We start from the raw sequence: 14,603 nt of genomic DNA on the forward strand, positions 1-14,603 counted from the left end.
GCAGATCTTGGCTGGGTCGGACCATTCCGGACCCGGGAGCGGGGTGACGCACCCCGATGGCGCCGACGCGGCGCACCGAGGAGTTAGCGTACCTCGTTCCCGGCCCCGGAGACAAACTCGCGGAGCCGGTCACCGGCTCTCGGGGCCGGACGGTGCGACCGCGGTCGGTTCGCTGCCCGTCGCGCCGCCGGGAGGACCTGCCGGGGCCACGACACGGCCGCGCCGACGACGCGGGCGGGCAGCCGGCAGCGGCTCCGCCACGACCGGCGGCGTCGAGGGCTCCGCCGCCCCGTCCTCGCCCGTCACAGCTTGGACCGGCTTCGTCACGGCTGGGTCCGGAGTCACAGCGACGTCCGGGGTCTCAGTGGCCTCCGTGGTGACAGGGGCGCCCGGGGTGGCAGCGACGTCTGTGGTCGCAGCGACGTCCGGGGTCGCACCGGACTCGGCGGCGGGCGCCTCCGGTGTCGTCCCCGAGGTGTCTGGGACCTCGTCCGTCGACGCGGTCTGCGCGGCGCCGGCGATCGCCGCAGCGTGCGCCGCCGCCGCGATCTGCGCGGGCGTCGGCCCGCCGGGCGCCGGCGTCGGCCGGGTCTGCGTCGGGGTGTCGCCGCCGGAGCCACCAGAACGTCCCCGGCCCCGGCGTCCACCCGAGCCGGAGCGGCCGTGGTCGTGCCCGTTGCCGTCGGACTTCTCGATCGGCTCGGCGTGGACCACGATGCCGCGACCGCTGCAGTGGACGCAGGGCTCGGAGAAGACCTCGATGAGGCCGGCCCCGACCCGCTTGCGCGTCATCTGCACCAGCCCGAGCGAGGTGACCTCGGCCACCTGGTGCTTGGTGCGGTCGCGACCCAGGCACTCCAGGAGTCGCCGGACCACCAGGTCACGGTTGCCCTCCAGCACCATGTCGATGAAGTCGATCACGATGATCCCGCCGATGTCGCGCAGGCGGAGCTGGCGGACGATCTCCTCGGCGGCCTCGATGTTGTTCTTGGTGACCGTCTCCTCCAGGTTGCCGCCGGAGCCGACGAACTTGCCGGTGTTGACGTCCACGACCGTCATGGCCTCGGTCCGGTCGATGACCAGGGACCCGCCGGAGGGGAGCCACACCTTGCGGTCCATCGCCTTGGCGAGCGCCTCGGTGACCCGGTAGTGGGTGAACACGTCCTGCGTCCCGGTCCACTTCTCGAGCCGGTCGGCCAGGTCCGGGGCGACCCCGTCGATGTAGTCGCTGACCTCGCTCCAGGCGCGCTCGCCGGAGACCACGACCTTGGCGAAGTCCTCGTTGAAGACGTCGCGGATCACCCGCACCGTCATGTCCGGCTCACCGTGCAGCAGGGCGGGGGCGTTGGCGCTCTTCTGCTTGCCCTCGATCCGCTGCCACATCCCCGTCAGCCGCTCGACATCGGCACGCAGCTCGGCCTCGCTGGCCCCCTCGGCGGCGGTGCGCACGATGACGCCGGCCCCCTCGGGGACGACCTCCTTGAGGATCTTCTTCAGCCGGGTGCGCTCGGTGTCGGGGAGCTTGCGGGAGATGCCGGTCATCGAGTTGCCCGGCACGAGCACCAGGTAGCGCCCGGGCAGGGAGACCTGGGACGTCAACCGGGCACCCTTGTGCCCGATGGGGTCCTTGGTGACCTGCACCAGGACGGAGTCGCCGGACTTCAGCGCGTTCTCGATGCGCTTGGGGGAGTTGCCGTCCAGCCCCGCCGCGTCCCAGTTGACCTCACCGGCGTACAGGACCGCGTTGCGGCCCTTGCCGATGTCGACGAACGCCGCCTCCATGCTGGGCAGCACGTTCTGGACACGGCCGAGATAGACATTGCCGACCATGGTCGTCTGGGTCTCGCGGGAGACGTAGTGCTCGACCAGGACGCCGTCCTCCAGGACGCCGATCTGGGTGCGGTCCTCCAGCCCGCGCACGACCATGGTGCGCTCGACGCTCTCCCGGCGGGCCAGGAACTCGGCCTCGGTGATGATCGTGCGCCGGCGCCCGGCCTCCCGGCCCTCGCGGCGCCGCTGGCGCTTGGCCTCGAGCCGGGTCGACCCGCGCACGCCGGTGACCTCCTCGCGGGCGCGCCGGGACTCACGTGCCTCGCCGTCCTCGCCCCGACGGTTGCTGCGGCGGCGCCGACGCACCGTGCCTCCCGTGCCGTCGCCGTCGCCGTCGTCCCCGGAGGTGCCGGGCTCGCCGGCGTCGTCCGGGCCGCGCTCGGCCGGGCTGCTCTCGTCGCTGGTGTCGCCGGCGTCTGCCCCGCGACCGCGGCGGCCCTTCCCCCCGCGCCGACGGCGGCGACGGCCCTGCCCGTCACCGTCATCCTCACCCGAGGCATCCTCACCCGAGGCGTCGGGGCCACCCTGGCGGGCGTCGTCCTTGACCCGGTCCTCCGAGCCCTCCCCCTGCCGGGCCCGCGCCGGTCCTCCGTCAGGACCCGACCCGCTGCGACCGGACCGCCGTCCACGCTGGCCACGCCCCGACTGGTCGGTGCTGTCCTGCTCGCCGGTCTCCTGATCGCCGGCCCCGTGTGCCGCGTTCTCCCCCTCGGCGTCGCCGGTCCGACCGGCACCCCTCTGCGACCCGCCGGCCCGCTCCGCGCCTGCCTCGTCGGACCCGGTCCTGCCGCGCCGGGCCGGGCGGGCCGGCACCGCGCTGAGGTCGGGCGCCTGGAAGATGAGACCGAACGGCGATGCCGCCTGGGGCGCAGCCTCCTCGGTCTCTTCCGCGTCATCCGTGGGGGCGTTGCTCTCGCTGGTGGGGTCCTGGGCACCGGTCGTCGTGTCAGCCGTGGCGGTCGCCGCGTCCTCCTGCGCAGCGGTCTGCTCGGTCTCGGTGCTGTCGGGGTCCACGTCGCCGGTGGACGACGAGGTGCTCCTGGCGGACTTGGCGGGCACGGACTTCTTGGTCGCGGACTTCTTGGCGGTCGTCTTCTTCGCGGTCGCCTTCTTGGCCGTGGTCTTCTTGGCGGTCGTCTTCCTGGCCGCCGGCTTCACGGGAGCCTCATCACCCTCCCCCGCGGTCGGAGAGGTCTCGTCGGCCTGCTCGTCGACCTGCTCGGCGGACTTCTTCGGCGTGCGCTTGGTGGGGGTCCTCTTCGCGGCCTTCGGCGGCGGCCCGGCGGGCACGCTCTCCTCGGCGTGGGAGAACAGCATCCCGTAGGCGGTCGCGCCGCCGGCGTTGTCGCCTGTTCCTGTGTTGTCGCCTGTTGCGGTCTCCGAGGGTGCGTCGGAGTTCGGGTCCATGGTGGCCATGGTGTCCTCTCGTGGCTCGCGAGGAGTCCACACCGAACCCTGAGGTCCACTCCCGCGAGGCGCGGGTTGCGTCGTCGGGCCGGCAGGCTGCCGGCCGGACGGAAGTCGTCCTGGTTACGCCGGGCGGCTCGCGCACTTCGCGCGTCACCGTGGCGGCGCCGTCCAGACCCGTGCACGGCCCTGGTCTCTTGCCCTGGTCGTGCACTCGCGTGCCGGCTCCGTGAGCCGCACAGCGGAAGTCTGTCGGGTTGGGCGGCTGGTGTGGCCGGTCGCACAACCACGGCCACTATCTCACAGGTGGGGCCCAACTCGGCCCATCCGGCTCGCCTACAGCAGCGGGTCGAGCACCGTGTGGCCCTCACCCAGCAGTCCCTGGGCCAGCCGGGCACTGGCGGGGCGGGGCAGGTCCTCGCCGCTGACCTCGCGCAGGGCCTCCCACAGCTCGGCCGGGCGCACCGTGGGGGTCGTATGCCGGACGGTCAGCAGGAGGACGGCCGCCGGTGCCGCGGTCGCTGTGCCGGCGAGGGGGCGGTCAGTCACCTCGGCCGCCAGGACCGGCTCGCGGACGTCGATGGCGCGGGGACCCTGCTTCATCATCCGGGTGACTTCGACGGTCGTCGTCCCGAGGAACGCGCTCACTGCGCGCTGCAGGTCGTTGACGGCCACGCCAGCGAAGACCAGCTGCCAGCGGCTGGCCACGAGCCGGTCGGCCAGTGCGCCCCCCGCCGCCTCGACAACGCGGACGATCTCCAGTCCGTCCGGCAGCGCCGCGCCCAGCGAGGAGGCGAGCTGCGGGGGGTCCACGCGGCGGGTCACCGACAGCTCGACATACTCCGCCTCCGAGGCGACACCCGTCGGGGCAGCGTTGGCATAGCTGATCTTCGGGTGCGGGTGGAACCCCGCGGAGTAGGCCATCGGGACCTGCGCCAGCCGGAGTGCCCGCTCGAGCGCGCGCTGGAAGTCGCGGCTGGAGGTGAACCGCATCCGGCCACGCTTGGCGTACTGGACGCGCAGCTTCTGCACTGGTGGGTCGGGAGTCGGTCCCTCCGGGACGCGCCGTGCTGACATGGCAGGCAGACTAACCAGAGTCCCCGCGCGGCCAGGTGTGGCGAACTCCATAGGGGAACATCTTGGGCACCTGGGGCGCATAGTCGTACAGTCGGCCGCAACACTATGTTGCTGCAGGCCGCACTCAACGAGGCGTTGCGACCGTTCCGCGACTGACCCCACCCACACGGAGGCCCCTCAGTGCGTGTCCACAACTTCGCCGCCGGTCCCGCCGCGCTGCCGCTCGAGGTGCTAGAGCGCGCGCAGGCCGAGCTCACCGACTTCAACGGTCTCGGAATGTCCGTCATGGAGATCAGCCACCGCAGCAAGGACTTCGTGCGTGTGGCGTCCGAGTCCGAGGCACTGCTGCGGGACCTCCTGGGTGTGCCGGACGGCTACACCGTGCTCTTCCTGCAGGGCGGGGCGACGGGCCAGTTCGCTGCCATCCCGCTCAACCTCACCGCCCCCGGCGCGCGGGTCGACTACGTCAACACCGGCTCCTGGTCCAAGAAGGCACTCACCGAGGCACGAAAGTATGCCGAGGTGACCGTCATCGCCGACGAGGCTGACTCCAACTACTCGACGGTGCCGGCGGAGGGGACGCTGCAGGTCAGTGACGGGGCGGCCTACCTGCACTACACCGCCAACGAGACCATCGGTGGTGTCGAGTTCGGCTACGTGCCGGAGGTCGACGTGCCCTTGGTCGCGGACTTCTCCTCCACGATCATGTCGCGCCCGATCGACGTCTCCCGGTTCGGCCTCATCTACGCCGGTGCCCAGAAGAACCTGGGACCCTCCGGCCTCACCGTGGTCATCGTCCGCGACGACCTGGTCGGCCACGCCCGGCCGGAGACCCCCTCGGTGCTCGACTACGCCGCCATGGCCGGTGCGGACTCGATGCTCAACACGCCGCCGACCTTCGGGTGGTATCTCCTGGGCCTGAACCTCGAGTGGATCCGCGACAACGGCGGGCTGCCCGGGATGGCCGAGCGCAACGAGCGCAAGGCCAGCACCCTCTACGGCGCGATCGACGGCTCGGACTTCTACTCCAACCCGGTCGACCCCGCCGCGCGTTCCTGGATGAACGTGCCGTTCCTGCTGGCCGACCCTGCCCTGGAGCAGGAGTTCCTGACCCAGGCAGAGGCCGCCCACCTGACCAACCTGACCGGACACCGCTCGGTCGGCGGCATGCGGGCCAGCATCTACAACGCCACCTCCCAGGAGTCGGTCCAGGCCCTGGTTGACTTCCTCAAGGAGTTCGAGCGCACCCATGGCTGAGACCTTCCGCATCCAGACCCTCAACGCGATCTCGCCGCTGGGGCTGCAGCGCCTGGACCGCGAGCGGTTCGACATCGGCACCGAGTTCACCGACCCGCGCGCGATCCTGCTGCGCTCGGCCGACCTGCACTCCTACGAGGTTCCTCCGAGCCTCTACGCGGTGGCGCGCGCGGGCGCTGGCACGAACAACATCCCGGTCGACGCGCTGGCGGCCCGGGGCATCCCGGTCTTCAACACCCCCGGCGCCAACGCCAACGCCGTCAAGGAGCTGGTGATCGCCGGGCTCCTGCTGGCCGCCCGCAACCTCTATCACGCGGCCGACTACACCAAGGACCTCGTGGCTGAGCACCAGCTCTCCGGCAAGGAGCTGGACAAGCAGGTTGAGGCGGGCAAGAAGCAGTTTGCCGGCTTCGAGCTGCCCGGTCGCACCCTGGGTGTGATCGGGCTCGGCGCCATCGGCGTCCTGGTCGCCAACGCCGCGCAGGCCATGGGCATGAGGGTCCTGGGCTACGACCCGGCTATCACGATCGAGCGGGCCTGGCAGCTCTCGCCCTCGGTCGAGCAGGTCACCAGCGTCGAGGAGCTGTTCGCCCGGTCCGACTTCATCACCCTCCACGTGCCGCTGATCGACGGCACCCGCGGCCTGGTCAACGCGGCGCGCATCGCCTCCATGCCGCAGGGTTCGGTCGTCCTGAACTTCGCGCGCGGCGGTGTCGTGGACGAGGACGCCGTGATCGCGGCGCTGGACTCGGGCCACCTGCACGCCTACGTCAACGACTTCCCGACTGAGGCGGGTGCGGTGCACCCGAAGGTGATCACCCTGCCCCACCTGGGCGCCTCCACCTCCGAGGCCGAGGACAACTGCGCCGTCATGGCGGTCGACCAGCTCTCCGACTTCCTGCTCCACGGCAACATCCGCAACTCGGTCAACTTCCCCGAGGTCGTGATGGCACGCTCCCCCGGCACCACCCGGCTCGGCATCTTCAACGAGAACAAGCCGAACATGATCGGACAGATCACCGGCGTCCTCGGCGACGCCGGCCTCAACGTCACCGAGTTCACCAACAAGGCCCGCGGCGACTACGCCTACACCCTGGTGGACGTCGAGGGCGACGTGGCTCCAGAGCTCAAGGAGCAGATCCTGGCGATCGACGGCATTGTCCGAGCTCGCAGGATCGAAGGCTGACAACCGGGCCCCGTCATGGCCCGGAGCGCCAATGGACGAGGACATTGAGCTCACCCCGTGGGTGACTGTCGGCGCGATAGCCTTGCCCCCATGACATTCCCCAGCGGCGAGGGTTGAGTCCCGCCTGAGCACAGCAGCATCCCGAGGCGCCACCGTGCCTTCGAGCGTCGGGTGCTGTTGTATCGCGCGTCGCGCGAGGCGATCCCGCTCTTCGCGCTCTACGCGCTGCTGTTCGCCGACCACGGCCTGACCACCTCCCAGATCGGCACGCTCCTGGCGGCCTGGTCGGTCAGCGCCTTCCTCCTGGAGGTTCCCTCCGGGGCGTGGGCGGACCTCATCGACCGGCGGCTGCTGCTGATCGCCTCCGGGCTGGTGTATGTCGTGGCGTTCGCCACGTGGTTGCTGTGGCCGTCGTACTGGGGATTTCTCGCCGGCTTTGTCCTGTGGTCACTCTCCGAGGCACTGCGGTCCGGGACCTACGAGGCCTACCTGTTCGACGAGCTGACGGCTGCCGGGCGGGCGGACCGGTACGGCCCGGTGAAGGCCCGTGCCGAGAGCCTCACGGTGATCGTGATGGCTGCAGCCATCGGGGTGGCCGGACCGCTGCACTCCCTGGGCGGCTACCCCCTGGTGGGCTGGGTGTCCGTCGGCGTCGCGCTGCTGCACACCCTCCTGGCGGTCGCCCTGCCGCGGGTCACACCGGTCGCCGACATCGAGGAGACGCCGGACCCCGAACCGGCCTCGATCGGTGCCTGGGCCACCACTGTCCGGGCCGGCGTGCGTGAGGCGGCCCGCAGCGGGGCCATCCGCAAGGTGCTGATGGCTTACGGCACCGTCGTCGCGCTCGTCGGGCTCGACGAGTTCTTCTCGCTGATCCTGGTCGAGGGTGGGACGTCCGTGGGCCTGATCGCCTGGATCCTGGCCGGCGTCACGCTGCTCGAGGCCGCGGCGACCTGGGCCGGCGCCGCTGTGGCACGGCTGGCCGGCATCCCCCACGCAGCGATCGTGGCCGGCGGGGGGCTGCTCCTGGCGGTCGGCGCATGGCTCACCGGGCCATGGTCCTACCTCGCGATCGCCGTGGGCTACGCCCTGGCCACGGCGTCCTACGTCAGCGGCGACATCCGGCTGCAGCACACCATCGCCGGCACCGCACGAGCCACCATCACCTCGGTCGCCGGGGTGGTCGCCGAGGTCGGCTTCCTGGTCACCCTCGGCCTCATCAGCCTGGCCACACTGCGCTTCGACCTGGCTCCGGTGGCGGCCGCCGTCGCGCTCATCCTCACCGTCCCTGCCACGGTGGCGGCCCACCGGGCACCTGCCGCCCGCAGCGTCCCTCGATGAGCGGCACCGGCTGGTCATCCAGACGCGGGAGAGTCCGCTGACCGGTCAGACCACCGTCAGCGGCAACAGCTTCTTGCCGGTCGGGCCGACCTGGATCTGGGTGTTCATCTGCGGGCAGACCCCGCAGTCGAAGCACGGGGTCCACCGGCAGTCGTCGACCTCACGGCCGTCAAGAGCGTCCTGCCAGTCGTCCCACAGCCACTCCTTATCGAGCCCGGAGTCGATGTGGTCCCAGGGCAGCACCTCGGTCTCACCACGCTCCCGGGTGGTGAACCAGGGGACATCCAGCCCGTGCGCCGCCAGCGCCGACTCCCCCGCGGCCATCCAGCGCTCGTAGGAGAAGTGCTCGCTCCAGCCGTCGAAGCGGCCACCGTCGCGCCATACCTGCTCGATGACCGCCCCGACCCGCCGGTCGCCGCGGGAGAGCAGTCCCTCGACGATGCCCGGCTGACCGTCGTGATAGCGAAAGCCGATGGCCGAGCCGTAGCGGCGGTCCGCCCGGATCGCCTCGCGCAGCTTGGCCAGCCGGGCGTCGGTCTCCTCGGCGCCGAGCTGGGCGGCCCACTGGAACGGTGTGTGCGGCTTGGGCACGAAGCCGCCGATCGAGACGGTGCAGCGGATGTCCTTGCGGCCACTGACCCGGCGCCCGGTGTCGATGACCTTCTTGGCCAGCTCGGCGATCTCGAGCACGTCCTCGTCGGTCTCGGTCGGCAGCCCGCACATGAAGTAGAGCTTCACCTGGCGCCACCCGGCGCCGTAGGCCGCGGCGACGGTGCGGATGAGGTCCTCCTCGCTGACCATCTTGTTGATCACCCTGCGCATCCGCTCGCTGCCACCCTCCGGGGCGAAGGTGAGGCCGGAGCGCCGGCCGTTGCGGGTCAGCTCGTTGGCCAGCTCGATGTTGAAGGCGTCGACCCGGGTCGACGGCAGCGACAGCGAGGTGTTGGTGCCCTCGTAGCGGTCGGCCAGCCCCTTGGCCACGTCGGCGATCTCGCTGTGGTCGGCCGAGGAGAGCGAGAGCAGACCCACCTCCTCGTAGCCGGTCGAGGCCAGTCCCTGCTGCACCATCGCACCGATCCCCTCGATGGAGCGCTCCCGCACCGGGCGGGTGATCATGCCGGCCTGGCAGAAGCGGCAGCCGCGGGTGCAGCCGCGGAAGATCTCCACGCTCATCCGCTCGTGCACCGACTCGGTCACGGGGACCAGCGGCGTCTTCGGGTAGGGCCAGGAGTCCAGGTCCATCACGGTGTGCTTGGAGACCCGCCACGGGATGCCCGGCCGGTTCGGCACCACCCGCTGGATCCGTCCGTCCGGGAGGTAGTCCACGTCGTAGAACGCCGGGACGTAGACCCCACCGGTCCGCGCCAGGCGCAGGAGCAGCTCCTCCCTGCCGCCCGGGCTGCCCTCGGACTTCCAGCCACCGATGAGCGCGGTCGCCGCCAGCACCGCCTCCTCGCCGTCGCCGACGATGGCGGCGTCCAGGAAGTCCGCGATCGGCTCGGGGTTGAACGCCGCGTGCCCGCCGGCGATCACGATCGGGTGCTCGTTGGTGCGGTCCGCGGCGTGCAGCGGGATGCCCGCCAGGTCCAGCGCCGTGAGCATGTTGGTGTAGCCCAGCTCGGTGGAGAAGGAGAGCCCGAGGACATCGAAGTCACCGACCGCCCGGTGACCGTCCACGGTGAACTGCGGGACCCCCTCGGCGCGCATCAGCTGCTCCAGGTCGGGCCACACCGAGTAGGTGCGCTCGGCCAGCGCCGCCGGCTGCTCGTTGAGGACCTCGTAGAGGATCATGACGCCCTGGTTGGGCAGGCCGATCTCGTAGGCGTCGGGATACATCAGCGCCCACCGGACGGTGAGCTCCTGGCCCTCCGGCCCGAACCCGGCCACGTGCCAGTCCTTGACCTGGGAGTTCAGCTCTCCCCCGACATACTGCACCGGCTTGCCGACCTGCTCGAGCAGCGGCTCGAGCGCCGGGAAGATGCTGTCGCCGCGCGGGTGCCCAGAGCGGGACACGCGGGTGTGGTCGGTGGCAGTCATGACCCCAGAGTATGCCGGGTGGCCCGGTCAACCGGTCGGCTCGTCAGGGCGTGGGTCGCCAGCCGGCCGCGGCGGCCGACTGCTGCGCGGCCCGGAACCGGTGCCCGCCCGTGGCGTGGTCGTGCAGCTGCATCGCCGCGGCCGCCACCTCCTGGAAGGACGGGATGTCCGACGGGCGGGCGTAGGTCAGGTCGTTGGTGGCCCAGCTGAACATCCGGTCCATCAGCGGCGCCTTGCCCTGCGGGAGCCTGGCGCTCGCCTCCGGGCGCAGGTCGAAGCGCAGGATCTCCGAGCGACCCAGGCCGGCCCCGCGGGTGAGCACGCTGAGGTCCTGCACGTCCGTCCACGGCACCCACAGGTGCTGGCCCTTGTGCAGCACGCGGAACTGCTGCCGCTGCAGCACCAGCGCAGGCTCGGCCTGCAGGTAGGTGCCGCGCTGCCACACGATGCTGAGCCCACCGAGGACGACGACCAGCACCGCGCCGATCGCCGCACCGATGCGGTAGCCCGGGTCCTCGGCCGCCACCGCGACCACGAGGCAGACGACGGCCACCAGACCGAGCGCCACCCCCGTGAACAGGAACCGGCGCTGATAGCGGGCGGTGTCCGGCCGGGTGACGATCTCGTCGGGCAGGGCGAGGGCAGGGTGCGGCGCAGCAGGCGGTGAAGGATTCCCCATGCCGCCCATTATCCACGGTTTCGGCCCCGGCAGGTCCTACGCTGCGTCCATGACCCTCGCCCGGGCGTGGCACCTGCTGACCCTGCTCACCGTGTCCGCTGCCCTCATCCTGCAGACCGTCCTGGTGATCAACGGGTCAGCGGTCCTCGACGAGACGGCCGTGGCTCCCCTCGGCACCCGCCTGTTCCAGATGTTCTGCTACTTCACCATCCAGTCCAACCTGCTGGTCCTGGTGATGGCGGCAGGACTGGTGGCCGATCCGCACCGCGACGGGCCGGTATGGCGGGTGGTCCAGACCGATGCCGTGCTCGGCATCACCCTCACCGGTGTGGTCCACTTCGTGCTGCTCCGGCCGCTGCTGGAGCTCACCGGGTGGTCGGCCGTCGCCGACACCCTGCTGCACCTCGTCGTGCCGGCGCTGGTCGTCCTCGGGTGGGTGCTGTTCGGGCCCCGCCGGCGGGTCGACGGGCGCACGGCCCGGTGGTCGCTGGCCTGGCCGATCGCCTGGCTGGTGGTCACGCTCGCGCTGGGCGAGCTCCGGGACTGGTATCCGTATCCCTTCCTGGACGTGGCCGAGCACGGCTACGCCCAGGTGCTGCTGACCAGCCTCGGCGTGACCGTGCTCTTCCTGGTGCTGGTCACCGCCCTGCGGCTGGCCGAACGGACCCTGCCCACCGCGCCCAGATCGAGGGAGCGGTCGGCCTAGAGCGCGTCGGGGCAGACCGGGTCAGTCGGTGTAGAGCGCGTCCAGCTGGTCGGAGTACTTCTTGGTGACGACCCGCCGCTTGAGCTTCATGCTGGGCGTGAGGTCTCCCTCCTCGATGGTCAGGTCGTGGTCGAGGATCACGAACTGCTTGACCTGCTCCCACCGGTTGAGCTGCACATTGAGCTCGTCGATGTAGCCCTGGACCATCTCCCGGCAGGCCGGGGAGCTGACGATCTCGGCATACTCCTTGCCGCCCAGGCCGTTCTGCTCGGCCCAGCCCGCGATGGCGTCGGGGTCGAGGGTGACCAGGGCGGAGACGAACTTGCGCCCGTCTCCCTCGATGACCAGCTGGCTGGCGTAGGGACAGATGCCCTTGAACATCGACTCGATCGCCGAGGGGGCGACATACTTGCCACCTGAGGTCTTGAAGAGGTCCTTCTTGCGGTCGGTGATGCTCAGGAAGCCGCGGTCGTCGATCTCGCCGATGTCTCCGGTGTGGAACCACCCGTCGGCCCCGAGGGCCTCCGCGGTGGCCTCCTCGTTCTGGTGGTAGCCGCTGGTCACACCCGGTCCGCGCACGAGGATCTCGCCGTCCTCGGCGATCCTGGCCTCGGTGCCGGGCAGCGCCCAGCCGACGCTGCCGAACTTGTAGCCGCCCGCGTGCGGGCGGTTGACGAAGGACGCCGCACTGGTCTCGGTCAGGCCGTAGCCCTCGATGATCCGCAGCCCGACCGCGTCGAACCACTCGGCGACGTCGCGGTTGAGCGCTGCGGAGCCGGAGATGAAGAAGCGCACCCGCCCCCCGAAGCGGGCCTGCACCTTCTTGAGCACCAGCTTGTCCGCCAGTCCGTGCTGCACCGCCAGGAGACCGGTGGGCTCCTTGCCCTGCTGGCGCAGCTCGCTGACCTTGCGGCCGACCCCGGTGGCCCAGTGGAAGAGCTTCTCCTTGATGCCGCCCTCCTCGGCCATCATCATGGTGATCCGGCCGTAGGCCTTCTCGAAGATGCGCGGCGCTGCTCCCATGAAGGTCGGCTGGACGATGGCGACGTTCTCGACGATCTTGTCGACGCGGCCGTCGACGGCCGTGGGGAAGCCGATCTGCAGGGGCAGCACCAGCAGCACCTTGCCGAAGACGTGTGCCAGCGGGAGCCAGAGGTACTGCAGGTCTGCCCCGGACAGGATGTTGACCGAGTCCACCGCCGCGGCCTCGTAGGTCCAGGCCGAGTGCGGCAGCCGGACCCCCTTGGGCCGGCCGGTGGTGCCGGAGGTGTAGATGATCGTGGCGAGGTGCTCGGGGGTGAGCTGGTCGATGCGCTCATCGACCACGCCGGGCTCGTTGGCCAGTCGCGCCTGGCCGCGCTCCTCCAGGTCGGACAGCGTGATCACCCAGTCGCCGTCGCCCTCCCCGTCGATCACCACGACGTGGCTGACCTCGGGGATCTCCGAACGGTGCGCCGCGAGCTTGGCGACCTGGGAGGCATCCTCGGCGATGACGACCTTGCTGCCCGAGTCGGCGACGATGTAGGCGACGTCACCGGAGAGCGTCGTCGGGTAGATCGTCGTCGTCGCGGCGCCCGCCGACATCACGGCGAGGTCGGACAGGACCCACTCCAGCCGCGTGGACGCACACAGCGCGACCCGCTCCTCGGGCCCCACCCCGAGGTCGACCAGACCGGCCGCCAGGGCGTTGGCGCGGGCGGCCGTCTCTGCCCAGGTGAGCGACTCCCAGGACTCGCCGACCGGGTAGCGGAAGGCCTCATCGGTCGGGGACGTGGCCACCCGTTCGCGGAACATGTGGCCGACACTCGTGGCCGGGTTGTCGATGGTGGCCTGGTCGAATTGTTCTTCACGGGCAGACAGCGCCATTACTCGTCCTTCGTTGGGCGGGTGTTGGGCCTGATCTTCTCAGGTCGGGGGGCGCTTTGGTAGTGCGACCCCGCAGATTCCCCAGAATGTTACCTGCCGGTACTCCAGGATGTTCCGGGCGTGGGTGCGCGGTCCGGCCGTTGGCAGGCCGCGACGAGTCCGATGGCCAGCCAGCAGGCAAACATCGAGGACCCGCCGTAGGACACGAAGGGCAGCGGCAGACCGGTCACCGGCATCAGACCGAGGTTCATGCCGACGTTCTCGAAGGTCTGGAAGAGCAGCCACCCGGCGACCCCCACCGCGACGAGCCGCGCGAACGGGTCGTCCGTGCGGACCGCCACCCAGAGCGCGCGGACGACCAGGAAGACCAGCAGTCCCACGATGCCCAGGGCACCGATGAGCCCGAGCTCCTCCCCCGCGATCGAGAAGACGAAGTCGGTGTGCTGGAAGGGGATGAACCCGCCCTGCGTCTGCGGCCCCTGCCCGAGCCCGGCACCGTCCCACCCCCCGGAGCCGATGGCCAGTCGGGCCTGCCGGGTCTGGTAGCCGATGCCCTGCGGGTCCCGGGACGGATCGACGAACGCGAGCAACCGGTCGAGCTGGTAGTCGTCCAGGAGCGGCACCCGGATGGCGGCGACGATCGCTGCGGCCGCGGCGACCACGGCCGCGACGGTCCACCGCACGGCGGCACCGGAGGCGGCGACCACACCCACCGTCATCGCCCCGAGCACCAGTGCGGTCCCCAGATCCGGCTGGAGCAGGATCAACCCGATCGGTATGCCGGCCAGCACCCAGGCGGTGAGCACCTCTCGCCAGGTGGGTGGACGGGTGGTCTCACGCCCCTCAGCGAGGATCATCGCCAGACCGATGCACAGGGCGATCTTGGACAGCTCGGCCGGCTGCAGGGAGAACCCTCCGGGCAGGTGGATCCACGACCGGGATCCGTTGACGGTGACCCCGAGCGGGCTGAGCACCAGCAGCAGACCCACCAGTCCGGCCAGGTAGACCCAGGGGGCGGCCGCCCGGACCCACCGCACGTCCAGTCGCAGCAGGAGCACCGCCATCGTCACGCCGATCCCGGTGTTGATGAGGTGGCGCACGGCCAGGGCCGGCCCCACCTGGTCGTGGGTGCCCGACCAGATGAGCAGCGCGCCGATCAGGCTCAGCCCGAGCGCCGCGACATACAGCCCCCAGTCGATGCGCAGCCAGGCCACCGG

10 protein-coding genes are annotated in these 14,603 nt (G+C 70.9%); 4 read left to right on the forward strand and 6 right to left on the reverse strand.

Features of this window, described 5'->3' with window-relative positions; genetic code table 11:
• Nucleotides 1-129 precede the first annotated feature (129 nt).
• Nucleotides 130-3,237 (reverse strand): Rne/Rng family ribonuclease, encoded by a 3,108-nt coding sequence (locus MWU75_RS03630; protein ID WP_247088235.1) that lies wholly within the window; start codon nucleotides 3,235-3,237, stop codon nucleotides 130-132.
• A 336-nt stretch (nucleotides 3,238-3,573) separates the two neighbouring features.
• On the reverse strand, nucleotides 3,574-4,314 hold the full coding sequence (locus MWU75_RS03635) for a TIGR03936 family radical SAM-associated protein (RefSeq protein WP_247088237.1): 741 nt from the start codon (nucleotides 4,312-4,314) through the stop codon (nucleotides 3,574-3,576).
• A 180-nt stretch (nucleotides 4,315-4,494) separates the two neighbouring features.
• On the opposite strand from MWU75_RS03635, the gene serC reads away from it, so the two are divergent.
• From serC to MWU75_RS03650, 3 genes are all read left to right on the forward strand, one after another.
• On the forward strand, nucleotides 4,495-5,571 hold the full coding sequence (gene serC / locus MWU75_RS03640; protein ID WP_247088239.1) for a 3-phosphoserine/phosphohydroxythreonine transaminase: 1,077 nt from the start codon (nucleotides 4,495-4,497) through the stop codon (nucleotides 5,569-5,571).
• The gene (locus MWU75_RS03645; protein WP_247088240.1) at nucleotides 5,564-6,757 is read left to right on the forward strand and encodes a phosphoglycerate dehydrogenase; all 1,194 of its coding nucleotides are present in this window, start codon (nucleotides 5,564-5,566) and stop codon (nucleotides 6,755-6,757) included. The genes serC and MWU75_RS03645 overlap by 8 nt, the downstream gene beginning before the upstream one ends.
• A 171-nt stretch (nucleotides 6,758-6,928) precedes the next feature.
• On the forward strand, nucleotides 6,929-8,098 hold the full coding sequence (locus tag MWU75_RS03650) for an MFS transporter (RefSeq protein WP_247088242.1): 1,170 nt from the start codon (nucleotides 6,929-6,931) through the stop codon (nucleotides 8,096-8,098).
• A 45-nt stretch (nucleotides 8,099-8,143) separates the two neighbouring features.
• Here the strand turns inward: MWU75_RS03650 and MWU75_RS03655 are convergent, their stop codons facing one another.
• Both MWU75_RS03655 and MWU75_RS03660 read right to left on the reverse strand, forming a co-directional pair.
• Entirely contained in the window at nucleotides 8,144-10,135 is a 1,992-nt protein-coding gene (locus tag MWU75_RS03655; RefSeq protein ID WP_247088244.1) for a TIGR03960 family B12-binding radical SAM protein, read from the reverse strand.
• A gap of 43 nt (nucleotides 10,136-10,178) precedes the next feature.
• Nucleotides 10,179-10,814 carry a hypothetical protein gene (locus tag MWU75_RS03660; RefSeq protein WP_247088246.1) on the reverse strand — a complete coding sequence of 212 codons (636 nt, stop codon included), beginning with the start codon at nucleotides 10,812-10,814 and terminating at the stop codon, nucleotides 10,179-10,181.
• A gap of 49 nt (nucleotides 10,815-10,863) precedes the next feature.
• Between MWU75_RS03660 and MWU75_RS03665 the strand changes: the two genes are divergently transcribed.
• Nucleotides 10,864-11,520: a Pr6Pr family membrane protein gene (locus MWU75_RS03665; RefSeq protein ID WP_247088248.1), complete on the forward strand. Its 657-nt coding sequence runs from the start codon at nucleotides 10,864-10,866 to the stop codon at nucleotides 11,518-11,520.
• Nucleotides 11,521-11,541: 21 nt separating this feature from the next.
• Here the strand turns inward: MWU75_RS03665 and MWU75_RS03670 are convergent, their stop codons facing one another.
• A complete protein-coding gene (locus MWU75_RS03670) occupies nucleotides 11,542-13,386 on the reverse strand; it encodes a long-chain fatty acid--CoA ligase (RefSeq protein WP_247088250.1) in 1,845 nt (614 codons plus the stop codon).
• Between the two features lie 89 nt (nucleotides 13,387-13,475).
• Nucleotides 13,476-14,600, reverse strand: a complete 1,125-nt coding sequence (gene rodA, locus MWU75_RS03675) for a rod shape-determining protein RodA (protein ID WP_247088251.1) — start codon at nucleotides 14,598-14,600, stop codon at nucleotides 13,476-13,478.
• Between the last annotated feature and the right edge of the window lie 3 nt (nucleotides 14,601-14,603).

This window comes from Ornithinimicrobium sp. F0845 (assembly GCF_023015765.1).
Classification (GTDB): Bacteria; Actinomycetota; Actinomycetes; order Actinomycetales; family Dermatophilaceae; genus Ornithinicoccus.